Origin of the sequence: Nitrosospira sp. Nsp1, from assembly GCF_900100985.1 — a bacterium.
In the GTDB taxonomy this organism is placed as follows: domain Bacteria; phylum Pseudomonadota; class Gammaproteobacteria; order Burkholderiales; family Nitrosomonadaceae; genus Nitrosospira.
Genome location: NZ_FMUF01000010.1, coordinates 60,422 through 81,964, shown reverse-complemented (window position 1 = coordinate 81,964; position 21,543 = coordinate 60,422). Strand labels below are relative to the sequence as shown.

Annotated in this window: 18 protein-coding genes; 12 read left to right on the top strand and 6 right to left on the bottom strand. The window is 54.8% G+C overall.

Translation table 11 applies throughout. The features are described 5' to 3' along the window. Positions 1 to 45: 45 nt before the first annotated feature. Entirely contained in the window at positions 46 to 867 is an 822-nt protein-coding gene (locus tag BLP78_RS08255; protein ID WP_090458327.1) for an alpha/beta hydrolase, read from the bottom strand. Between the two features lie 166 nt (positions 868 to 1,033). Between BLP78_RS08255 and ppa the strand changes: the two genes are divergently transcribed. The 3 genes from ppa (at position 1,034) to BLP78_RS08240 (ending at position 3,168) form a co-directional block, all read left to right on the top strand. After that, on the top strand, positions 1,034 to 1,582 hold the full coding sequence (ppa, locus tag BLP78_RS08250) for an inorganic diphosphatase (RefSeq protein ID WP_090458326.1): 549 nt from the start codon (positions 1,034 to 1,036) through the stop codon (positions 1,580 to 1,582). A gap of 82 nt (positions 1,583 to 1,664) precedes the next feature. Continuing rightward, on the top strand, positions 1,665 to 2,297 hold the full coding sequence (locus BLP78_RS08245; RefSeq protein WP_090458324.1) for a GNAT family N-acetyltransferase: 633 nt from the start codon (positions 1,665 to 1,667) through the stop codon (positions 2,295 to 2,297). Between the two features lie 142 nt (positions 2,298 to 2,439). Further along, a complete protein-coding gene (locus tag BLP78_RS08240; RefSeq protein WP_256330174.1) occupies positions 2,440 to 3,168 on the top strand; it encodes an intradiol ring-cleavage dioxygenase in 729 nt (242 codons plus the stop codon). A 91-nt stretch (positions 3,169 to 3,259) separates the two neighbouring features. Here BLP78_RS08240 and lon read toward each other — a convergent pair whose 3' ends face one another. Further along, positions 3,260 to 5,683 (bottom strand): endopeptidase La, encoded by a 2,424-nt coding sequence (lon, locus tag BLP78_RS08235; RefSeq protein WP_256330173.1) that lies wholly within the window; start codon positions 5,681 to 5,683, stop codon positions 3,260 to 3,262. Positions 5,684 to 6,069: 386 nt separating this feature from the next. On the opposite strand from lon, the gene BLP78_RS08230 reads away from it, so the two are divergent. Continuing rightward, positions 6,070 to 6,381, top strand: coding sequence for a hypothetical protein (locus tag BLP78_RS08230; RefSeq protein ID WP_090458321.1), 312 nt, complete (start codon positions 6,070 to 6,072; stop codon positions 6,379 to 6,381). 26 nt (positions 6,382 to 6,407) lie between these two features. Continuing rightward, complete coding sequence (locus BLP78_RS08225) at positions 6,408 to 6,779, top strand: cupin domain-containing protein (protein WP_090458319.1); 372 nt, start codon at positions 6,408 to 6,410, stop codon at positions 6,777 to 6,779. Positions 6,780 to 6,971: 192 nt separating this feature from the next. Here BLP78_RS08225 and BLP78_RS08220 read toward each other — a convergent pair whose 3' ends face one another. The 3 genes from BLP78_RS08220 to BLP78_RS08210 form a co-directional block, all read right to left on the bottom strand. Then, on the bottom strand, positions 6,972 to 7,880 hold the full coding sequence (locus BLP78_RS08220) for a DUF1259 domain-containing protein (protein WP_090458317.1): 909 nt from the start codon (positions 7,878 to 7,880) through the stop codon (positions 6,972 to 6,974). Positions 7,881 to 8,038: 158 nt separating this feature from the next. After that, positions 8,039 to 8,950, bottom strand: a complete 912-nt coding sequence (locus tag BLP78_RS08215; RefSeq protein ID WP_090458315.1) for a DUF6209 family protein — start codon at positions 8,948 to 8,950, stop codon at positions 8,039 to 8,041. Between the two features lie 27 nt (positions 8,951 to 8,977). Then, positions 8,978 to 11,710 (bottom strand): 3-keto-alpha-glucoside-1,2-lyase-like domain-containing protein, encoded by a 2,733-nt coding sequence (locus BLP78_RS08210; RefSeq protein ID WP_090458313.1) that lies wholly within the window; start codon positions 11,708 to 11,710, stop codon positions 8,978 to 8,980. 276 nt (positions 11,711 to 11,986) lie between these two features. Between BLP78_RS08210 and BLP78_RS08205 the strand changes: the two genes are divergently transcribed. The 4 genes from BLP78_RS08205 to BLP78_RS08190 all read left to right on the top strand — a co-directional run bounded on the left by BLP78_RS08205 (position 11,987) and on the right by BLP78_RS08190 (position 18,946). Then, positions 11,987 to 12,364, top strand: coding sequence for a hypothetical protein (locus BLP78_RS08205; protein WP_082204643.1), 378 nt, complete (start codon positions 11,987 to 11,989; stop codon positions 12,362 to 12,364). A gap of 374 nt (positions 12,365 to 12,738) precedes the next feature. Then, on the top strand, positions 12,739 to 14,178 hold the full coding sequence (locus tag BLP78_RS08200; RefSeq protein WP_090458312.1) for a TolC family protein: 1,440 nt from the start codon (positions 12,739 to 12,741) through the stop codon (positions 14,176 to 14,178). Next, the gene (locus BLP78_RS08195; RefSeq protein WP_176752821.1) at positions 14,175 to 15,716 is read left to right on the top strand and encodes an efflux RND transporter periplasmic adaptor subunit; all 1,542 of its coding nucleotides are present in this window, start codon (positions 14,175 to 14,177) and stop codon (positions 15,714 to 15,716) included. The genes BLP78_RS08200 and BLP78_RS08195 overlap by 4 nt, the downstream gene beginning before the upstream one ends. A gap of 62 nt (positions 15,717 to 15,778) precedes the next feature. Next, positions 15,779 to 18,946: an efflux RND transporter permease subunit gene (locus tag BLP78_RS08190; protein ID WP_090458308.1), complete on the top strand. Its 3,168-nt coding sequence runs from the start codon at positions 15,779 to 15,781 to the stop codon at positions 18,944 to 18,946. A gap of 37 nt (positions 18,947 to 18,983) precedes the next feature. Here the strand turns inward: BLP78_RS08190 and BLP78_RS08185 are convergent, their stop codons facing one another. Then, the gene (locus BLP78_RS08185; RefSeq protein ID WP_090458306.1) at positions 18,984 to 19,169 is read right to left on the bottom strand and encodes a hypothetical protein; all 186 of its coding nucleotides are present in this window, start codon (positions 19,167 to 19,169) and stop codon (positions 18,984 to 18,986) included. Positions 19,170 to 19,234: 65 nt separating this feature from the next. On the opposite strand from BLP78_RS08185, the gene BLP78_RS08180 reads away from it, so the two are divergent. The 3 genes from BLP78_RS08180 (at position 19,235) to BLP78_RS08170 (ending at position 21,536) form a co-directional block, all read left to right on the top strand. After that, positions 19,235 to 19,606 (top strand): exosortase system-associated protein, TIGR04073 family, encoded by a 372-nt coding sequence (locus tag BLP78_RS08180; protein WP_090458305.1) that lies wholly within the window; start codon positions 19,235 to 19,237, stop codon positions 19,604 to 19,606. Between the two features lie 249 nt (positions 19,607 to 19,855). Next, a complete protein-coding gene (locus BLP78_RS08175) occupies positions 19,856 to 20,158 on the top strand; it encodes a putative quinol monooxygenase (protein WP_025041092.1) in 303 nt (100 codons plus the stop codon). Between the two features lie 160 nt (positions 20,159 to 20,318). After that, the gene (locus BLP78_RS08170; RefSeq protein ID WP_090458303.1) at positions 20,319 to 21,536 is read left to right on the top strand and encodes a DUF2863 family protein; all 1,218 of its coding nucleotides are present in this window, start codon (positions 20,319 to 20,321) and stop codon (positions 21,534 to 21,536) included. Positions 21,537 to 21,543 lie beyond the last annotated feature (7 nt).

Sequence of the window (21,543 nt, the reverse complement as noted above, 5' to 3'; positions counted from 1 at the left end):
GATCTGTGATCAGGGACCATATGAGTTCGTCGAAGCGCCGACGCTTCAGCGTGGAGGCACGTACCTATCGATAAATTCATTCAACACTTTCACCCAATCGTCTCGCATGTAAATGAAGCCATTATTGTGGCCGCCTTGCAGTTCCAGAAATTGCTTTGGATCGGGCGCTGCCTGGTATAGCGCCTGACCATGCGCAAACGGCACGATTTCATCCTCCGGACTATGCGCGACAAATACCGGGCAGGTAACGTTTCGCAAGTAATCAATCGTGTTGTACTCGAAACGGGACAGCAGCCGTACAGGCAAAAACGGGTACATTTTCGCGGCCATGTCGGGTACCGAAGTAAACGCGGAAGCCAGCACCAGCAGAGCCGGCTTTTCCTGTGTTGCGAGCCATGCCGCTATCGCGCCACCGAGGGATTCCCCGAATAAGACGATACTATCAGGCGACAAAGCTTTTTTTTCGATGAGGTATTGCCAGGCGACCTGAGCGTCAAGATAGGTGCCAGCCTCTGATGGCGTTCCGCTACTTTCGCCGTAACCGCGATAATCGAAAATGAATGTATTGTAACCGAGCCGGTAAAACATCGGCAGATAGTCCAGGCGGTGCGAAATGCTTCCGGCGTTGCCATGCATGAACAAAACCGTTGCGGTTGCAGCCGGGGCTGGTACAAACCAGCCCCGCAGGATTTCGCCGTCAGCGGCAGTGATCTCCACTGACTCGTAGGCAAGCCCCAGGTCATCTGGTGTTCCGGCAATGCTTCGCCCGGAATCCGGATAATAGATAAAACGCGGCTGCACAAAAAAAATTGCCGCCGCGAAAACGGCATACCCAGCCATCGCCATGAGGCCTAAATTGAACAGCATATTGGTGCCCGATAGGATGGAATTAGGGAATCCATGAATATTCCGAGCTTATCTGCTCAATTGCCCGTCATTTAACTACACGGAAGCTTATTCAGAGGTTTCTGGGTTAATCTGGCTACTCATAGTTATAATAGCCGCTTTTCAGCCATCAGTAACAGGAACGCAAATGAATCTCGACCGGGTTGGTTCAGGCCGTGACGTGCCCAACGATTTCAACGTCATCATAGAAATACCAATGAACGCCGATCCTATCAAGTACGAAGTTGACAAGGAAACCGGTGCAATGTTCGTGGATCGCTTCATGTCAACGTCGATGCACTACCCATGCAACTATGGTTATATTCCCCATACGCTATCGGACGATGGAGATCCGGTGGATGTGCTGGTAATCTCGCCGGTTCCGCTTATTTCTGGCGTGGTCGTGCGATGCAGGGCCCTGGGAATGTTGGAAATGACCGATGAAGCCGGTGAAGACGCCAAAGTATTAGCCGTGCCTGTTGACAAGCTATGCAGCCTCTACCGCAAAAAAAAATCCCATGATGATTTACCTGAGCTGATTCGTTCACAAATTGCACATTTTTTCGCTCATTACAAGGATCTGGAACCAAACAAGTGGGTCAAGGTAAATGGCTGGGTTGGTGTCAAAGAAGCAAAAGCGGAAATCGCGAACGGTGTAAAACGCTATAACGCAGCCAAAAAAAAGCCCATGTTTTAGGAAAGCCGCTGAACAGATCCCAGGCGTGAACGATGGAGATTGATACGGTACACAGTGAAAGGCAATATGAACGCATGCAATAATGAGCTGGCTTGAACCTATCCAGCTCAAGGGGGCGCTTGTAACCCTTGACCCGCTTGAAATTAATCACATCGATCCGTTAAGGGCAGCGGTAATGGATGGAGAGTTGTGGAAGCTCTGGTTTGCCAACGTGCCCTCCCCTGCCCAAATCGGCAATTATGTGGCTAAAGCCATTGAAAATGCCAGGAACGGGGATATCGCATTTGCGGTTCGGCTTAATGATGCGAACAGGATAGTGGGAACCACGCGCTTCTATAACGTGGACGAAAAGAACAGGCGGCCGATGCTTGGCTATACCTGGTACGCAAAATCCGCCTGTAAAACAGGAGTAAATACCGAAAGCAAGCTGTTGCTGCTGGAACATGTCTTTGAGCAAAAAAAAGCCATCGCGGTAGAGTTCAGGACACATTTTTTCAACCAGGCTTCAAGAACGGCAATTGAGCGACTGGGAGCGAAGCAGGACGGGATTTTACGCAATCACCAGATAATGCGTGACGGTTCGGTTCGTGATACGGTTGTCTATTCGATACTCCAGCATGAATGGCCCTCGGTAAAAAACAATTTAACAAGCAGGCTCTCGTTCCACAAACACGGCAATAAAGCTGCTGTGGCGGAAATTACGCCGACCTCATAACCTCCATTGGCGAAATTAAATCGATTTCATGAACTCGAAGGCAGCAGCGCTATCAAAGTAGTTGACCGACAACAACGCTGGTGCCACGGTCTACCAATTTATGGGAGAAAGCATGAATTCCGGCAGTTGCGAGGAATCATTCATGAATCGACGGAAAATGCTCACTTTGATCGGCGCAGCCGGCATTAACAGGCTCAGCGGATATTCATCCGCGAACGCCAGCGAGTCGGTACGCAGGACCCTCTCATGTATCCTCACTCCTCAGCAGACCGAAGGTCCCTACTTCGTCGATGAGCATTTGCATCGTTCGGATATTCGATCCGATCCTTCGGATGGATCGATAAAAGAAGGGCTGCCACTCGCACTTGAGATTCGTGTTTTTGCCACCGGCACAGGTACGAAGGCCGGCAATGGAATCGACTGCAAGCCCCTTGCGGGCGCTTCTGTGGATATTTGGCATTGTGATGCCCAGGGGATCTATTCCGATGTGACGGATAGCAGCTTCAACACCGTCGGCAAGAAATTCCTGCGCGGCTATCAAGTGACGGATACAAGCGGCAGCGTACGATTTCTCACGATTTACCCCGGCTGGTATCCCGGCAGAACGGTTCATATTCATTTCAAAATACGTGCCGACGTGAAATATGCACGGGCCCACGAGTTTACGTCGCAGCTCTACTTCAACGATTCGATTACGGACCTGGTGTATGCACGGCAGCAGGCATATGCAAGAAAAGGGGTCTACCTGCCGAGAACGAGAAATGAGGGCGACAGCATATTCCGCGAAGGAGGAGACCAGCTGATGCTTACGCTTCTGGAAACCGGAAAGGGGTACGCGACAACGTTCGATGTCGGGCTCGAAACGGGCTAGTTATTTTTTAGATGACGCGAATGCCGCACAGCAAGCCCGGGAATCCTTGAATCACATGCATGGACTCGAAGGCGGGTGGTTCAGAAACTTTTTATATCAGCTTGAATTCGGAGGCGGCGCGACTGGCGCCCCGTTGACCCAGCGCCGCCTGAATTGCGTCATCCACCGTTTCCAGGAAAACGAATTCCAGCGTGGCGCGCGTCGCTTCGGGCACATCCCGCAAATCCTTTTCATTACGCGCCGGCAGTAGTACCGCGCGCAGACCCGCACGCTGAGCCGCAAGCACCTTCTCCTTGATTCCCCCCACGGGCAATACCATTCCGCGCAAACTGATCTCCCCGGTCATTGCCACGTCGTGATTTATCGGCCGGTCGGTAAAAAGCGAAGCGAGCGCTATAAACATGGCTACCCCGGCGCTGGGGCCGTCTTTCGGGATGGCTCCCGCCGGCACGTGCACATGAACGTCCACGCCGTCAAACATTGACGCCGGAATATGCAAATCGCCCGCGAGCGCCTTTACCAGGGTGAGCGCGGCCTGAGCACTCTCTTTCATGACCCCGCCAAGCTGCCCTGTCAGAATCAGTTGGCCGCGCCCACTGACTCGCGTCGCTTCGATGAAAAGAATATCGCCACCTGCCGGCGTCCATGCAAGGCCGGTAGCCACACCCGGCAGGCTGGCGCGCAAACCGATCTCATGCTCATATTTGGCAGGGCCCAGGATACCATCCAGATCTGCGATATCGACACGCACCCTGAGCTGCGCACCATCGGCAACCCGCATGGCCGCATGACGCATCACACGCCCGATCTCGCGTTCGAATTGGCGTACGCCGGCCTCACGAGTGTAATTCGCAATGATGCTATTCAACGCCTCGACCGTTATTTCACACTGCCCTTCGGTCAGGCCGTTGCCCTCGCATTGGCGAGCCACCAGGTAACGTAGCGCGATCTGAAGTTTTTCCTCCCGGGTATAGCCGGGGATGTCGATAATCTCCATTCGATCGCGCACCGGGGGCGGCACGTTATCAATTACATTCGCCGTCGCAATAAAGACGACGCGGCTCAAGTCAAAAGGTACGCCGAGATAATTATCCCGAAAAGTCGAATTTTGTTCCGGGTCCAGCACCTCCAGCAGTGCGGCCGATGGGTCTCCGTGAAGACTGGCTGACATCTTGTCTACCTCGTCAAGCATCATCACGCAATTGCGTGCTTTGGCCTTGCGCAGACTCTGCACGATATTACCCGGCATAGCGCCAATGTATGTGCGGCGGTGACCGCGCATTTCCGCCTCGTCATGCACGCCACCCAAGGATACACGAACAAACGGCCGCTGCAGCGCCCGCGCGATGCTCTGACCGAGGGAAGTCTTGCCCACCCCCGGCGGGCCGACAAAACAAAGAATCGGCGCGCGCCCCTGAGGCTTCAGCTTTTGTACCGCCAGGAACTCGACAACGCGCTGCTTGACGCGCTCAAGCCCGAAGTGATCGGCTTCCAGGATCGCGCGCGCTGCATTCAGGTCGATCGGCATGTCGGCCGGAAGCCGCCAAGGCAACTCGGTCATCCACTCAAGATAAATGTGAAGCATCGAATATTCGCTTGAGGCGGAAGGCATGCGTTGCAGTCGTTGCAGCTCCTTGCGCGCCTGGGTCTCGATTTCATCCGGCATGCCGGCCTTGGCGATAGCCTCATCCAGTTCGGTGATCTCCTGGTCGTTGCCTTCAGTTTCACCCAGTTCCTTCTGGATCGTCTTTAATTGCTCACGCAACAGGAATTTGCGCTCGCGATCCACCAATTGCTCTTTCGTCCGCTCACCGATCTCCTGCGAGAGCCTGAGCACCTCGATGCGGCGCGACAAGATCTGAAGCACTTTTTTCAGCCGCTCTTCCGTACTCAAGGTCTCGAGCAGCATCTGCTTCTCACCGACTTCGGCATCGAGCAGGCTCGCGGCAATATCCGCCAGATGCGATGGTGCCCGTGTAGCTTGCAGCGCGTGCGCAAGCTCTGCCGGCACCCCGGGCAAGAGCGAGAGAATTTCCACGGTGCGTTCACGCAACTGCATTGCCAGCGCCTCGGCCTCTGTGGATACTTCGGCTGGCTCGGCGATGCGCCGTATACGAGCGGCAAGAAACGGATAACCTTCGACCAGTTCTTCGATGCAGAACCGCTCCAGCCCCTGGCATACGGCGTGACGCAGCCCATCGGCCGAAGTGAGGTGGCGAACGATGCTTATTATCGTGCCCATGTTGAACAAGGCATCGAGCTCCGGCTCGTCGACGGCCGCGTCCTTTTGCAGAACGATACCCAACGGCCAGTTTGAGTGCAGAGCATGCTCCACTGCGGCGATTGACTTTGCCCGGCCAACGGTAATCGCCGTCAATACGTGGGGAAACACTACAAGGTTGCGCATAGGCACTAGCGCGATCACGTCCTTGGGTAACTTGAACTGGGTGACGGCAGACTGTTCCATAACGATTCCCTCGGCAATAAACGATTCTTTGCTAAGTGTATAAGTCATAGGGGTCTGCTCAGCCTCTACCGTCATGCATGGGTATAAAAGACCGGTAGCCGAGCAGGATGAAAGACGATAAATTATCGCTTCCATGTTTCAGTCTAGCATTCGCTGGTCGAGCGTCAACTTGAATGAAATTATTTCTGGCTTAACAATGTTTTCACACTGCAGGAGGAACAGCCATAATGAGCGAGACAGCGCCTGAAATACCGGTATTCGCATTCGCACGTTCGTTGCACCGGAGCCGAGGGCAGGAAGCGTTCCAGATATCCCCGAGCTACGCGGGTTCTGAATAAAGCCTGAATAAATCTCACGCAGGCCCGGATTATTTCATACAATGAAGCAGTAACGGCCGTGCTTCGGCAAGGCTCAATTCATTGTCAGAGAAATAAATGAGCAGATATCTCGTACAACTTAGCTTCGTTTCCTTCGTAAAGTTCAATTCACTGGCATTCTGTTGTGCCAATACGTTATTTTCCCCCGTAAACGCATTTTTCACTTTTCAGAGCAGCGGTATAGGGAAAGCGCTTCTTGTTCTCCTTTTAGCGCCGTTTGCAGGCCTGCTTCTGGGCATAATCTTTGGCGCGCTCGCGTTCCCGCTTTATAAGGTGCTGACTACCCACAGCCAGTTTCTTGCGTCCCTTACCGGCAGATTCCAGGAAATACCGAGCAGTTCCGCGGACGAACCTGCCAAGGATGACTAAGCGCGGCCTGCCCGCGAGGAGGGCAATTGAAAGTTAAAGCAACGTTTGAGGAAGTATTTTCCCGCATTCCAGGTCCCGTTACCGCAGAGTGGCCCATGGGTGAACGATTCGCCGTTGCGCTTGCTCATGGCACCATGTCGGTCGAGTATTACGCACCCATCGGCCTCGATCCCCAGACACCGCATGAACAGGATGAGGTTTACTTCATCCATAAAGGCACGGGTGAGCTTGTCATCGGCAATGATCGTCATTCGTTCGAACCGGGCGATTGCCTGTTTGTAGCGGCCGATGTTGAGCACCGGTTCGAGAATTTTTCCGGCGATTTTGGCACGTGGGTTGTATTCTGGGGGCCTAAAGGCGGAGAAAGCGGCTGTGGAAGGGTTGAGGAAAATTCCTGACTCTCCAGTCTATTCAGGCGTAAAGAATGCGCAGTTCCTATGCGGATTCCATGAGCTTTGATCGATAACCCTCCAATTTGCGCACATATCGTAGCCGTGCCATCAGCGCTAATTCATCTGGCGAATTGTAATCCATATGCAACTGCTCGCTCGTGGCGGCCTAATGGGACTTATATTTGACGTTCCCAAGATTCATGAAGCACGTCGACTCGCATCCAGCGCCTTCCTGATCGTTTTTGCCAATTCTTGTGCGTTGCCCTTGCCCCAGTAGTGCATGAATAAATAATGCGGCTGATCATGGGTCATATGTTGATGGATCGCGACGACATTGATGTCGCCTGCCCGCATTATTTTTAGAACAGCCTGCATTTCATCTGGCAGCATTGCGAAATCTCCATCAACAACCGCTTGGCTATCTGTACCCCCAAATGCTGCCCATGTGTTGACACCCATTTCCTTGCCGACTTGCGCGCCATGCATGGTAGCGGAACGGCCAACCGTAATTTTGAACATGCCATCTTTTGATATGCCCTTTATTCCCAAGATTGTTTCGAGAGGCCCTGCGGAGATTCTGCTTTCCTTCGAGATTGCTTTAGGGAACTCGGGCACAGGTACAGGTTGTATAGCGCGAATTTCGACAATTTTATCATAAACCTTTTTTACGCCCGCGGCAAGCTGTGCGGCGCTACCCACGCCGCCAATATGCATGAAATAGATTTTCGGTTCATCGAAGAAAAAGTGATTGTGTAAAGCGGTAACTTCCAGTCCCGAATCAAATGCCATGCTCATGGCTGGATTAACCTCATCCTCGAACAGAACAGTGTCTCCCATCATCATCACTTGCCCATCCTGGGCAGGGACAAAAGCAACCCAAGAGGTCAAGCCCATGAATGGCGGCATCATCCATTTATCCACCTTGATTTTTACGTCGGTGCGTGGTTTGGATACCTTGAAAACATTTTCTTCGCTGGAGTATGTTCCTTTAAGACCCGTCAATTGTTCTATTTCAGCCGTATTCAAAGTATCGGGGGTATCGGCAGCGTGGGCTGTTGCGGCAACTAGCGCGAGTATAACGGTAATCAGGCGGATGAGAGCGGGCATGGCTGTTTCCTGGTTATGTAATTGACATGCAATAATTCGAAGAAGGCCTTTTGATTCCCGCTTTCGCGGGGAAGACAAGATTTGACAGTATCTTTATAAAAATGGATAGCAGGTAACAAACCTGGTTAAATGGGTTCGTCATAGCTGCCAGCCATTCATCAATATGGCATCTTGTGGGAATGGGCTGAATGGGCTGAATGCGCCGAAGTGTCGGCATCCTCGGATAGATGAAGTTGATGCAGGATGCCGTCAGTGAACACCTGGTAATTTATGTCGTAATACAGGCGATACTGGATTTTTCGTGCATCGGGCCGGGGCTGTACCGATCCCGGGGTGGCGGTTGAACCTTGATAGACCTTGCCCGAGAACTCATAACGGAATACCGGGCCAAAGCCGCTATAAGGCAGCGTCAGCGTTTCGGAATGTATCAGCTTGTCGCCATCGTCAAAGACATGAACGTCAATCCATGCGTTGGCGCCGAAAGTGGTTTCCCTGACCCATGCGGTCACCTTCAGCATCGTTTGCAAATCTGTGCCCTGGCGGGGGCCGCCTTCCGGCAGTGGTGGAAAGACATTGACCTTGACAGCGCTATGCTCCAGCACATTGACCGTCTCCGGACTTGTTATCGCACCGCTGCGATAAGCGACCGGCTGCATCGGGGTCTGCGCCGGCGCACCGTCGATCTCGAACCAGTAATTGGAGCCGAACCGGCTGTCCCAAGCGTCGCAACGCGTGCTGGTCTGATAAAAATTGTGGAACCAGATCTCCGCCTGCGCAGCGTCGTCCGGCACTGCGGTTTCAAATGGCGCAGGCACATGCCCGATAATCATGCCAGGCGGGCTTTCCTGATTTCGGACCGGGGCAATCACACTGCCGCTGACGATCTCTCCTCGAGGATGAAAGCGGATATATGCGGTGATATCGCCGAGCCCGGCGCCGTGCCATGTCGTGAAACAATGCGGCAGCCGGTGCATGTCATACTCGACCTTGATCCGTCCACTGCGCTCGATCATGCCATGCTGGAACTCGCGCCAATCCCTGAGGAACTGAATCGTTGCTTTGGATTTCATAATGCCCCCTGCTTTCTGCTGTATGGGCTACGCGGTCTTGATGCGAACATGGCGCCAGGCCACTGTGCTGCCCGCATAAGCCTGGATGCCGATGAATCCGGGGGATAGGCCGCGGTCCGCGTCAGTATTGTGGAATTTCGTCGTTTGCTTGCGTTCCCCGGTCTCGATGTTGGTGAGGAAGACGGTATAGTCGTTGCCCTGCGCGACGATCTCATATTCAAACCAGACAGCAGGAACGAGCGCGGGGCCGGGCGTATAGTTCTGCATGGCCGGTTCATTGAAATTCAGGTGCCAGACCCTGTCGCCAGCCTGAATTTTATAGATTGCGCCGGTACGGTTTTTAAATAAACCATCGGGCTCAGGCTTGATACCATAAAAATCCTTGCCGGAATCCCCGCGGGCGTTGTCGTCTATCTGGATCTCAAAACCAGCAATCACAGGTTTCCAGGCGGAATTTCCCGCATCGAAGGAAGGTTCGGGCGATGGTTGCTGCGAGATGCGATTTTGGAGAGCTGCGGTCAGGCCAAGCGTCGGGCGCGGGAAGCGGATGAATACACCGCTGTTGTGATTCGTGGCATCGAAGATGCGAAACTGCAGGCGCAACGTGAAATCGCCAAAGGCTTCCTGAGAGTAGTAGAACAGCCGTAACGCACCATCGCCATAGCTGACCATCTCGCCGTTGAGGTGAAGCATGCCACCACCGCCGGGTCCGGCAAGAGTCCAGTTTTTGAATGTTGCCGCCGTGCCGTCGAAGAGAGGGCGGAAGCCAGTCTCATCCTGAGGACTGATGACCGGGTCGGGCCCGAAGAGCACGCTACCATTAAGCACATCTCCCGTCCGACGGCCCAGCGCGACACCCGTGAGCATCGGGTTGGGTGAACCCAGCGAGGGGAAGAGCGCAGGGCTGGCGACGTAGCAGTTGGTGGTGTCGTGGATACGGCCAAAATCATTGGTTACAGCGTCTGCGATGTTGTCGCCCATGCGCATTGTGCCCGCATCGTGGTGAGTTGTACCCAAGTCGTCGCGGCGGTTCTTGAACGCGGCGAGCATGGCGAGTCGCTGCACCCGGGTACCAGAGGGTATCGGAATGGCGCCGTCAGGATTGGCGAGAAGTATCTCGAACGGTTCATTACCGGCAAAGATGAGCGCGATCTTATCGGCTACCGCATCCATGGCATCCCATGTGGCGCGATCGTTGTTGGTCTGTGCACTGCCGGGAAACTGCTGTGGACTGGCTTTGACGTTACCCAGATGAACAACGGCCTTCGGGCGCCCAAAGTCGCTTTCCTGCGTCGAAAGATCGATGAAGCTGTCCGGATTGCGAGTCGTCATTTCGCCGATGCCGCGGATGGTGATGACGACGGTCGCATCGTTCGCGCGGCGCATCGCTTCGATGAGCTCCAGATCCGGGATTTTCTTGAAAAGCTCGGCTTCGGAATCGATGCCCAGTTTGCCCAATCCCGAGGCGGTGATCTGGAAATGATAAGTCCGATTATTGGGCGCCTTGCCTTTGATGAGCAATGCCGATGCCTGGAGGCTGGGAATCAACGTAGCCGGCAAGTTGGCCGCAATGGCCGCGCGCGGTATCCGTATGGTGAGGTTGGTGCGCAGATGCGCAATGAGATTTTCACCCATGCGCTGTGCAGCGCGCCCCGCAAGCGACTGCTGAAAGGTAGTCAACGCCACGCGCGTGGTTTCAACCGTCCCAAGCGCGATTACCGACGCACTCTGCCGGCCATTTCGCGGCGGCGCGAGCAGAATATCCCGTGATGCGCCATTCTGCCAGATACGCGCGCCCGTCACGCGTATCCAATTATCAGGTTGTGTCTCGGTGATGAGTTCCTGTACGTGGCAGTTTGGCACAATCATGAGCCGCTTGCGTGCGTCCGCCACCGGTCCTACTCCGTCCGCCTCTTTGTTCGCCAACCTTGCTGCGCTGATCAAGCCGGGGATCGCACTGAATTTATTGGTTGGAAAGAATCCGGGCAGAGTTGTCGACTGTACCGCAAGTGGTGCTTCAAGTTTGAAAAGTTCGTGCAGGACTGCCTCGGGAGTGGTGTCGGTACTGGGCAAGCCCAGCCAGTCACGAAGCAGCGCGGCGGTCAGCGGCGGTTCTCCGGGGTCGGGGTAGCGCACCGCCGGATGCTCGAGGAGTTGAGCGAAAGTAAAGCCGGTTTCATTGCCCGGCATGTTGAGCCCGGCGTGGAGTTGTTTGCGCAGCGCGATGTGGAGCGGTCCGTAGATGAAGTCGTTAGTTTCTTTTACACCAATCTGCCGGCTCGACTGTGCGAAATATCCCTCAGCAGGAAGTGGCGGCCGCAGCGCTGTTTTTACCGCTGGTGGCCATGCCGCCATCTCCTCATCGAGCATCTCGGGCGACCACCCGCCCCATGTCAGCGAGCGTCCTCCGACAGCGAAGATCAGGCCGAGGTAGTTCAGCGCCGGATGATTTACCCAGGGCACACGAAAATCGGGCGCTCCACCCATAAACGGCATGTTTTGCACGTGCTCGGGTACTACGAATGGCCCGGCTTCGAGTACGAGAATCCGGCGGCTGCGCGTGGCGTCGGTAATAAAAAGATGTTCCGCCATTACCGCTCCGAAGGTGCCGCCGCCAATGATAATCACATCAAAGTCGCGCTGGCGCCCACCGACGGTCTGTGCGGCGCTATCGACTGCTTCCTGCAAGGTGTTGCAGAGGAACCTCCCCATATTGTCCAACGTAAACGAGGTGGATTCAGAGGCCAGCAATTGAGGCATGTCGTTTCCTCCTGATTAGATAACTATTTGATTATTGCTTCGGTTGATTGATAGAGAGCAGGAAAGTGCCATCGCGGTGTTGATGACCTCTGCGCTCATGGATCAAACATTCATATCACTATAGTTCACAAACTCGCGCATTTCCGAGAATGAGAGCAGCTGAATTGTTTGGGCAGTTCATTGCTCCCTATGCGAAATCCTGAGCTTGGCCTGTGCTAACGAGAAAAAAAGCAGCTATTGGCATTATTCGTTCCCGGGTATAGAATCCAAGAAGCCATGAACCCACGACGCCATATCCACTCCGTCATGCTTGTACTGTTCGTCACTATGATGACGAACGCATTTAGCTGGGCGTTTAACGGCGAGGTTTTCGCTCATGAGCTCGATCATGAGCATCACGTTCTTTCTCTCGATCCAACAGCTCATCTCGAGGCCCATCAGCATGCGGCTATAAATGATGAGGGCCACCTGGATGCCGCTACTCATTTGTGTCTTCACGCTGCAGGGCAGTATCAGCCCTTTTTCTTTACGGCTCCTTTAACTGTACCCGCTTTCACCGGTATGGAAGTTCTGGGAGTCTTTGTCTCTGCCACCGTTCCCGAATCCATTCCCGAGTCACCTCTGCATCCACCCCGAAACATCCTGGCAAGCTGAATCTGCAAGTCTCAGCATGCGTATCCCCCTGGCGTTGCTTTGGGCGGACCCGGCTCGCGGGGAGAACACTCGAGGCCTTTATCCTCGTGCCCATTGTGCCGCTGCGCCATGCGCGGACTTGCCCCATTCTCATCTACGTAAGGACCGGCTGACTCATAGGAGCGCCGGTTACGGAGTTTGATATCTACCCCGGATGTTTCATAAATTGACGCGCACCCTCGCTGGTCTTTTGTTTCGTATGAAAATTTTGTTCAGTCGGGCGTATGAATAACTACGCCACTCTTTCACAAAATCTCCCTACAAAACAAAATCCTGCGCAATCATCACGCGAATTTATAAAACATCCGGGTTACGTAGCCTTGCGGAGGATTTTCATGAGCTTTGATGTATCGTTCGCGCCGTCACGATATTCCGTGCTGGCTGGATGCCTTGTTCTTGCACTGAGCTGGCATTCTTCGGCAATTGCGGAAAATACCTTTGTCGGCGTCATTCCCGACAGAAATCCGCGCTTCCCCGATGCGCTCCAGCCTGAGGAAAAAGGCGATTTGACGTTACGGGACGCCGCGCTGCTTGCATTGCAGCGCAATCCCGAGCTGGCCTCTTTTGCCAAGGAGATGCGTGCCCTGAAAGGCGCAACGCTTCAAGCGGGGTTGCTGCGAAACCCCGAGTTATTGATCAATATCGAAAATGTCGGAAATATTCAACCGCTTCAGGGCGATGTCAACTCGCAAAAGGCGGTTACGCAAGAGGTTGTGCAACAAATCACGACTATCCGCATCAGCCAGTTGATCGAGCTCGGCGGGAAACGCGCGGCTCGAGTCAACGCGGCGCTGCTTGGTGAAGAACTGGCAGGTAAAGACTACGAAACAAGACGGGTGGAACTTATCGCCCGGATAGCAAATACCTTCACGGAAGTGCTGGCCGGACAAGAACGTGTGCGACTTGCCGAGGATAACCTGCAACTGGCGCAGGGGGTAGTCAGTACGACCGGAAAGCGTGTTCAGACCGGCAAGGTGCCTCCCATCGAGGAGACCAGGGCGGGAGTGACACTATCCACCACGCGGATCGAGCTTGAGCAAGCGCAGCGTGATCTGGCATCGGCGCGCAAACGGCTGACGTTGCTATGGGGAAACGCTTCCCCCCGATTTACCCGAGCGCTGGGAAATCTTGAATTATTGATCACTCTGCCGAGCTTTGATGTTCTCGCGGAACGCGTCCTCAGCAGCCCCGCAGCGCTTCGCGCCATGAAAAATATAGAGCAGCGTAAAGCACTGCTGGAGGTGGAACAGACCCGGCAGATACCGAATCTCACCGTGAACGCGGGTGTCGTTCACCACGCGCTGCTCGGGGGCAATACGCCTGTGGTCAGCCTGATGATGCCGTTGCCATTTTTCGACCGTAATCAAGGCAATGTCCGCGAAGCGCATCAACGTGTAGATAAGGCCATCGACGAACAGGCAGCCGTCGACCTGCGGCTTAAAGCCGAGCTCACGCTAGCGTATGAGGCTTTGTCGAGTGCACAAAACGAGGTAGGGATATTGCGCGACGAAATTCTGCCTGCGGCCAGAAGCGCGTTCGAGGTCACCAACAGAGGCTATGAGCTGGGTAAATTTGGATTTCTTGAAGTGCTGGATGCGCAACGGACTTTATTCCAGAACAGAATTCTTTACGTGCGCGCGCTCGCGAATTACCACCGCCTGGTCAATGAAATCGAACGTGTAATTGCAGCGCCCATTGATGAAGCGATGAATCCCGCTGTCATCAACGGCCATAATGCAAATGGCACAAATGGGAATTCGAGGAGCGCATTGTGAACAAGCGTCAAAGGATATCGATTGCAGCTGTCATTGCAACAGGGGTCGTGCTGGGTGGGTTAATCCTTATATGGGACAAGGCTCCTTCTCACGATACCCTGCATGAGATCCATGATGAAGCTGCCGCCTCCGGCGCTCACGAGGACCATGATCACCCCGCAACGGAAAAACGAACCGGACAAGAACCCGGCAAAGGTCGCAAGGGAGGAAAACTGTTTATCAAGGATGGATTCGGCGTAGAGGTCACCATTTTTGAAAAAGGGGTGCCGCCGCAATTGCGCCTCTACCTCTATGAAAACGGGAAACCTCTTCCACCCGCTGCCGCGAAAGTGACGGTCACGCTATCCCGGCTGGGTGCGCCGGCGCAGATATTCAACTTCAAGCCTGAGGCCGACTATCTGCTGGGCGACCAGGTAGTGGAGGAACCTCACTCGTTTGATATGGCGATTGCTGCCGAGCACGACGGTGAAACGTTTCGCTGGGGCTACAGCCAGGTCGAAGCAAGGGTAGCAATGCCGGACGAAATGCTGAAAGGCATCGGCGTCGAAATACGCACTGCCGGGCCAGCGACGCTCAGGCTGACACTCAAGCTGCCCGGCGAGATCGTATTCGATGAGCATACCATCGTGCAGGTCGTACCCCGGTTGCCGGGCATCGTGGATGCCGTCTATCGGCATCATGGCCAGCATGTGCAGAAAGGCGAGGTGCTCGCAGTCATCGAAAGCATGATGCTGGCGGATTTACGCAGCCAGCTCTTCGCGGCGCGAAAACGGCTGGGGCTGGCACGGATCACATTTGAACGCGAGAAGCAGTTGTGGGAGGAAAAAATCTCCGCAAAGCAGGATTATCTCACCGCCCAGCAGGCGCTGGCCGAAGCCGAGATCGCCTCCGATCTCGCTTTATCCAAATTACGTACGCTTGGCGTGCGGCCTGAGGCAATTCATCAGGAGCGCGATCTGTCCCGCTATGAGATCCAGGCGCCGATTCCCGGCCTTATTACCGCCAAAGCCATAGCCCAGGGCCAGACGCTCAAGGAGGATACGGCTATCTTCACCATAGCCGACGTATCCACGGTATGGACGCATATCACGGTTTATGCAAAAGACCTGGATGTACTCAAGATCGGGCAGAAGGCGAAGGTGAAAGCAACGGCGATCGATGTCGAGGGCGAAGGTGAAATCTCCTACATCAGCGCCCTTGTCGGTGCCGCGACCCGCACTGCCACCGCGCGGATCATACTGGATAACAAGGACGGCAGATGGCGCCCAGGCATGTTTGTCACCGCGGAACTGGTGGCCGAAGAAATTCAAGTGCCTGTCGCGGTTTCAGTCGATGCCATCCAGACACTGAATGACTGGTCGGTGGTATTCGGCCGCTACGGGGAGCATCTTGAAGCACGTCCGCTGAAGCTCGGCCGCAGCGATGGCAAGATGGTGGAGGTGCTTAGCGGGCTTTCCGCCGGGGAGCAGTATGCGGCGGGCAACAGCTTTGTCATCAAATCCGAACTCGGCAAGGCAGGCGCATCCCATGATCACTGAAAATCGGTGCGGCCAGCCGGCAAGCTGTAGGTCAGCCACAATATTTTCGATGGCGATACATCATGATTGAACGCATCTTGCAAGGTTCGATACACCGGCGCGTTTTCGTGATGGGAGCGGTGTTGGCGATGGCCGCGGTCGGGGTTTATAGTTTCCAGAAGCTGGCAATTGACGCCGTGCCGGACATTACCAATGTGCAGGTACAGATCAATACACCGGCGATAGGCTATTCGCCGGTGGAAGCGGAACAGCGTGTGACCTTTCCGATCGAGACGGTCATGGCCGGCCTTCCCCACCTTCACCACACCCGATCCCTCTCTCGCTATGGTTTATCCCAGGTGACGGTTATTTTCGAGGATGGCACCGACATCTATTTCGCGCGCCAGCTAGTCAACCAGCGCATCCAGGAGGCCAAGGCCAAGCTGCCCGTTGGAATTGTGCCCACGATGGGGCCGATCTCTACCGGCCTTGGGGAAATCTTCATGTGGACCGTGGACGCCGGGAAAGACGCACAAAAGCCGGACGGCACCGCATATAGCACGATCGACCTGCGGGAGATCCAGGACTGGATTATCCGGCCCCAGTTGCGCATGGTCAAAGGGGTAGCGGAGGTCAACGCAATAGGTGGCTATGTCAAGCAATTTCACGTCACACCCTATCCCGACAAACTGCTCTCCTTCGGACTGACATTACAGGATGTCATCATCGCCCTGGAGCGGAATAATCTTAACGTAGGCGCAGGCTATATCGAGAAAAGCGGTGAACAATACCTGGTTCGAGTGCCGGGGCAGGTGGCCAACCTGGATGAAATCGCCAATATTATTCTCGGTTCGCGGCAAGGTATACCCATACGTATCAAAGACGTTGCGGACATCCTGATAGGCAAGGAATTACGCAGCGGCGCCGCTACGCAGAATGGTGAGGAAATAGTCCTTGCCACCGCGCTCATGCTGATCGGGGAGAACAGCCGGACGGTCTCTCAAGCTGTCGCCGACAAGCTGGTAGAGGTTAATCGGACCCTGCCGGAAGGCATCGTCGCGACGCCGGTATACGATCGCACCGATCTGGTGGACAAAACCATCTGGACAGTCGCAACCAACCTGTTCGAGGGTGCAACCCTGGTAATCCTGGTGTTGTTCCTGTTCCTGGGAAACCTGCGTGCTGCGCTGATTACCGCGCTCGTTATTCCGCTTTCGATGCTGTTCACCTTCAGCGGCATGGTGGCCAATCATGTCAGCGCCAATCTGATGAGCCTGGGGGCACTTGATTTCGGCCTGATCGTAGACGGTTCCATCGTCATTGTCGAAAATGCCATCCGGCGGCTCGCGCACGAGCAGACGCGGCTGAGTCGACTGTTGACGCCGGCCGAGCGCTTTGCCGTGGTCTTCGATGCATCCAGGGAGGCCCGACGGGTGCTGATCTACGGCGAACTCATCATCATGGTGGTCTATCTGCCGATTTTCGCGCTGTCAGGCGTGGAAGGAAAGATGTTTCATCCCATGGCTTTCACGGTCGTGATCGCGCTGGTCGGCGCAATGATACTTTCCATAACATTCATTCCGGCGGCAATTGCGCTCTTCCTCTCCGGCAAGGTAGCGGAAAAAGAAAGCCCGGTAGTGGCGTGGGCGAAGAAAGTGTATGTACCTGCCCTCGCGGCGGCAATGCACAACAAGGCGCTCACCGTCACGCTTGCGGTGGTGATTGTGGTGCTGTCCGGACTGCTGACCACGCGGATGGGCAGTGAATTCATACCCAGCCTCAATGAAGGAGACATAGCTCTCCATGCCATACGCATCCCCGGTACAAGCCTGACTACTGCCGTCGAGATGCAGGACGAACTGGAGAAAAAAATCAAGGCATTTCCCGAAGTGGACAGGGTGTTCTCCAAGATCGGCACCGCCGAGATTGCGACCGATCCGATGCCGCCAAGCGTAGCGGATACCTTCGTTATCCTGAAGCCGCCGTCGGAATGGCCGGGGCCGCACCATACCAAGCCGCAGTTGGTTGCTGCGATTGAAAAGGCCGTGCGGGAAGTACCGGGTAACAATTACGAGTTCACCCAACCGATACAGATGCGTTTCAATGAACTGCTTTCCGGCGTACGCGCGGATGTCGCGGTAAAAGTATTCGGCGACAACATGGATACGCTGCTTGCTGTAGGGGAAGAGATCGAAAAAGTTCTTGGCACCATCCCTGGCGCGGCGGATGTGAGGACCGAGCAGATCAGCGGATTACCGGTATTGTCCATCCAAATGGATCGGGCAAAAATGGCGCGTTTCGGTTTGAATGCGGTGGATGTGCAGGATGCCGTTGCCATTTCCATTGGCGGCAGAAGCGCAGGCACTATCTATGAGGGGGATCGCCGCTTCGATTTGCAGGTTCGGCTGCCGGAATCACTACGCAGCGATATCGAAACCCTCGAGCGTTTACCGGTCAGGCTACCCGACTCGACCATGGGGGCTACGGCGGCCCCTGGCACTGGCGTAGTCGGCTACGTCATGCTGGGCGAGGTGGCTAATCTGGAAATCGTCCAGGGACCTAATCAGGTAAGCCGCGAAAACGGCAAGCGCAGGGTAGTGGTCACTGCTAACGTTCGCGGCAGGGACCTGGGATCCTTCGTTGAAGAAGCGGAAGCGCTCATCGCAGAGAAGGTGCAGAGTCCGCCGGGCTATTGGATAACCTGGGGAGGGCAATTCGAGCAATTGATTTCAGCGGCGCAGCGCCTTCAGATTGTCATTCCTGTGGCACTCGGATTGATTTTTGTTCTGCTCTATAACATGTTCGGCAATGTTCGGGACGGATTGCTGATGTTCAGCGGCGTTCCCTTCGCGCTTAGCGGCGGAATTGTGGCGCTGTGGTTGCGCGATATTCCACTGTCCATTTCAGCCGGCGTGGGATTCATTGCCCTGTCCGGCGTAGCCGTGCTGAATGGCCTGGTCATGCTGGCGTTTATCCGTGATTTACGAGCACAGGGCATGGCCCTGGATGAGGCTATTCAAACTGGCGCTCTCACCCGTTTACGCCCGGTATTAATGACGGCACTGGTGGCGGCGCTTGGGTTCGTCCCCATGGCGCTCGCCACTGGAACGGGTGCGGAAGTGCAGCGGCCACTGGCAACAGTGGTAATCGGCGGCATTCTTTCGTCCACCGCGTTGACTCTGCTGGTACTGCCCATATTGTACCGCCTGGTCCATGGCAGCGACGATGATCGCGATGGAATGCGGGGTTGAATACTCACCCCTTATTTATCCTTTAACCGCTCATTACTCATCGCGGGGCAAGCCTGAGAAAATTGTTGCAGATTCCTTCTGCCGGCCTATCCCGGCGCCCGGAAGAGGCGGCGGAACTGTAGCTTCCATATTCTCCATTCAATGCATCCATCACTTTCATCAGGCGCCTATCGCTTCTCGCCAACCCATGCGCCAAGCGGGACAGGGATAATACATTTGACATTGCATCTCATCCGTGCTAGTGTCAAATCGGGTTTGATTTATTCAATCCACCTTTCGGAGGTATCGATGAAAAGTACGCTGAAACCGTTACTGATACTATCTACTCTGATATTCTTCTCGTCCGAAGCCGCAGTGGCTGCCAGTTATGCGACCTACGGCCTGGGCGTAGGCAATAAACTCGCGCACGGCGCCGCGAATACCATAACAGGCATCGCGGAAGTTCCGAAGAGCATGCTGATGGAGACTAATGACAAAGGCTTGGGTTATGGACTCACCACAGGGTTGCTGACCGGTATTACCTACGGGGTCGGCCGTTCGCTGGCGGGGGTTGCGGATCTGGGTACCTTCTTTATCCCAGCCAAGCCGCTGGTCTCTCCCGGTTATGCCTGGCAGGATTACCGGACCCAGCAAACTCGATTCCAGCCAAACTGGAAGTAGAAATATATCATTTTGGCAGCGGACTGATCCTCTGCCCTTATACAAGAAGGGAGCTGCGGCTCCCTTCTTGTATAAGGGCATCAATGTAGCAACTACCGTCGGGCGGGCCGTCGCACGCTTCTGGTCTCCGTTCCCCTGCATGCCTGCTTGTGCTCCGATTCCACCGCCTCGCCAGTCTCGCCACTTATGGGAAACGGTATGATGCCTGCAGTTGCGCCTCGTTGTTCAACTTCAGAAAGGAAAGCCATTATGCTAAAGGTTGCGCTATTCGTACGATTACAAGCCAAACCAGGGAAGGAAACCGATGTAAGCAATTTTCTCGAGCAGGGACTTACACTCGCGAACCAGGAAGCCCAGACGCCGGTATGGTTCGCTCTTCGCCTGGGCCCATCCACTTTCGGCGTTTTCGATGCATTCGCCGATGAGGCGGGGCGGTCGGCGCATTTATCCGGTCCGATCGCAGAAGCACTGAGCGCCAACGCAGCCGATCTACTGGCGGAACCCCCGCAGATTGAGTATATAGACGTACTCGGCGCGAAGCTTCCACTCTGACGCCATCAGCGGCGAGAAAGCCGGGTAGTGCGGAGGAGCGGAGCAGATGATCCGCTCGTTCCTTCGCATCGTTCGATCCCCTTAAAGCGTATCCTCCTTCCATCCCTGGGATTTAAGTTAAAATATTTTTTTGATCATACATACGCGCACATCAATTTTAATGAAAAAAACTCGCGCTCCCCATCGCACCAAATCTCCGCGCGCAGTGCAAGAGCTTTGCCGCCTGGCGGCGGGGCTTGCCGCTTCAGGCAGCCGTATAGAAGACGCATTCTGGGAAAACCGGCTTGCGGCAAAGATACATGCCCAGCTGCGGACAAGCGACGATCAGAATCTCGAAGCGGCGCTGGATCAGCTTTATGATACCGACCCTGCGGGTTATAGCGAGTTCATTTATGCCATAGAAGCGGCAATTGAATGCAGCATATTGACACATGAAGATCGGCGCTATGATGTGCTGATGTTCGCCGTGCCGGTGCTGACCTGGTCGCGGTTTTCGATTCCTTCGGGTCCGGTAGACGAAGCAATGCTGGCTAATTTGCGCGTACAGTTGCAGACCCATGTGCTGGCGCCGAATGTCCAGTTCGTGCTCGCGGATTGCCTCTTCAGTCCCGACCAGTTACCGCGCGGCTATCACCTTACGCATGAGCTGGCTGGCAAGCTATGGGCGGCAGCGGCGGCGGGAGAGCGCAAGTTGCATATGAACCCCAACCGGCTGCCCGAAACTGGCCGTTTCCTCTCCGATACACGCTATCTTCTCGGGGGTATCGCGGTGCCGCAAGGGAAGGCCATGTTCCGCTGGCAGCAAACGGATGGGGCTGGCGAGACCCGGAGCAGCAACTTGCCGGCTCTGATGTTATCAAAAGACGAAATTGTGCCTGCATGGCAAACTCACGGTGGTGAAGCTTTGCGGAAGTTGTTCCTGGGGTGCGCGTTTGAATTGCTGATACCCGATGGCTTTTTTTCGGCCTGGCGCATGGCGGATCGCCTCGCGCGACCCTATTCCACGCATGCCACCGTTAATTTCCTGCAAACTACCCTGAACATTTCGCCTAACAGGCTGCGTGCGGTAATCGCACCGTTCTATGATCAGTGGCTGGAAGAATACCGTATAGGTTTCACGCTCAAGGATCGTAACGAGGTGCTGTATGGGATAGTATGGGCATTGGTTGGCGATGAAGATGAGAGCAGCGATATCGTAACCCAAATCGAAACGACCTTGCGGGAATGCGGTATAGGCCATACCATGTTGCTGCAAAATCATTTTCTTCTGGACTATTGCGAGGAGTGTGGCGCTCCATTGTTTCCAAACCCGGAAGGCGAAGTGGTACATGCTGAATTTCCGGAAGAAGGTGAAGTGGCTCCGGTACATCTACATTGACAGACAC

Coding starts and splice junctions, on each gene's coding strand:
- BLP78_RS08255 (WP_090458327.1), bottom strand. CDS start 867: ATGCTGTTCAATTTAGGCCTCATGGCGATGGCTGGGTATGCCGTTTTC.
- ppa (WP_090458326.1), top strand. CDS start 1,034: ATGAATCTCGACCGGGTTGGTTCAGGCCGTGACGTGCCCAACGATTTC.
- BLP78_RS08245 (WP_090458324.1), top strand. CDS start 1,665: ATGAGCTGGCTTGAACCTATCCAGCTCAAGGGGGCGCTTGTAACCCTT.
- BLP78_RS08240 (WP_256330174.1), top strand. CDS start 2,440: ATGAATCGACGGAAAATGCTCACTTTGATCGGCGCAGCCGGCATTAAC.
- lon (WP_256330173.1), bottom strand. CDS start 5,683: ATGACTTATACACTTAGCAAAGAATCGTTTATTGCCGAGGGAATCGTT.
- BLP78_RS08230 (WP_090458321.1), top strand. CDS start 6,070: ATGAGCAGATATCTCGTACAACTTAGCTTCGTTTCCTTCGTAAAGTTC.
- BLP78_RS08220 (WP_090458317.1), bottom strand. CDS start 7,880: ATGCCCGCTCTCATCCGCCTGATTACCGTTATACTCGCGCTAGTTGCC.
- BLP78_RS08215 (WP_090458315.1), bottom strand. CDS start 8,950: ATGAAATCCAAAGCAACGATTCAGTTCCTCAGGGATTGGCGCGAGTTC.
- BLP78_RS08210 (WP_090458313.1), bottom strand. CDS start 11,710: ATGCCTCAATTGCTGGCCTCTGAATCCACCTCGTTTACGTTGGACAAT.
- BLP78_RS08205 (WP_082204643.1), top strand. CDS start 11,987: ATGAACCCACGACGCCATATCCACTCCGTCATGCTTGTACTGTTCGTC.
- BLP78_RS08200 (WP_090458312.1), top strand. CDS start 12,739: ATGAGCTTTGATGTATCGTTCGCGCCGTCACGATATTCCGTGCTGGCT.
- BLP78_RS08190 (WP_090458308.1), top strand. CDS start 15,779: ATGATTGAACGCATCTTGCAAGGTTCGATACACCGGCGCGTTTTCGTG.
- BLP78_RS08185 (WP_090458306.1), bottom strand. CDS start 19,169: ATGTCAAATGTATTATCCCTGTCCCGCTTGGCGCATGGGTTGGCGAGA.
- BLP78_RS08180 (WP_090458305.1), top strand. CDS start 19,235: ATGAAAAGTACGCTGAAACCGTTACTGATACTATCTACTCTGATATTC.
- BLP78_RS08175 (WP_025041092.1), top strand. CDS start 19,856: ATGCTAAAGGTTGCGCTATTCGTACGATTACAAGCCAAACCAGGGAAG.
- BLP78_RS08170 (WP_090458303.1), top strand. CDS start 20,319: ATGAAAAAAACTCGCGCTCCCCATCGCACCAAATCTCCGCGCGCAGTG.